The sequence below is a fragment of the Aureimonas sp. SK2 genome (genome assembly GCF_029813115.1).
Lineage (GTDB): Bacteria > Pseudomonadota > Alphaproteobacteria > Rhizobiales > Rhizobiaceae > Aureimonas.
Genome location: NZ_JAPZDS010000069.1, coordinates 1 through 661, shown reverse-complemented (window position 1 = coordinate 661; position 661 = coordinate 1). Strand labels below are relative to the sequence as shown.

The 661-nt window shown below is 69.3% G+C and carries 1 protein-coding gene; it reads right to left on the bottom strand.

The annotated features are described in order from the left end of the window. On the bottom strand, nucleotides 1-661 hold a 661-nt coding region (locus O5O54_RS22250; protein WP_279484028.1), incomplete at both ends, for an efflux RND transporter periplasmic adaptor subunit.

Sequence of the window (661 nt, the reverse complement as noted above, 5' to 3'; positions counted from 1 at the left end):
CAGCCCGCCGGAGACGAGAATGTAGCCGGTCCGGTAGCTGTCGACCTCGATCGGGCGAAGCGAGACGGCTTTCGTCGCCTCGTCGATGACCCAGACCGCGGCTCCCCTGGTGCCGGCCGACAGGGCGCGCCAGGACAGCCTCGCCAGGCGCTTCTCCTGTCCCTGCGCGACGCCGACGACGGCGCTTCCAAGCCCCATGCGCTCTGGCGGGGCGATCAGGGTCACGCGGACCCGCACCGTTCCCGTGCGGCTGTCGAAGGTCGGCGAGATCTCGCGGACCTTCGCCCGCGCCTCGACCGAAGGGTCGCCGACGAGGCGCACGGTCAGTTCGCCCGACGGCGACGGGTCTTCGATAAGGAGGGATTCATAGACGTCGAACACCGCCTCGCGCTCGCCCTCGTGCGCCAGGGTGAAGACCGGCTGGGCCGCGGCGGCGACCTGTCCGGTTTCCGTGCGTCTTTCCGTGATGACGCCGTCCGCGTCGGCCCGCAGCTCGGTAAAGGTCAACTGCTCCCGCGCGTTGGCCAGACTTGCTTTCGCGCTGTCGAGATTGCCTTGCGCGTCCCGCAGGTCCTTGCGCGCGTTCTCGAAGTTGCCGCGCGTCGTCACGCCGCTCCGCAGCAGCTGGTCCTGGCGATCGAAGTTGATGCGCGCCTGTTCT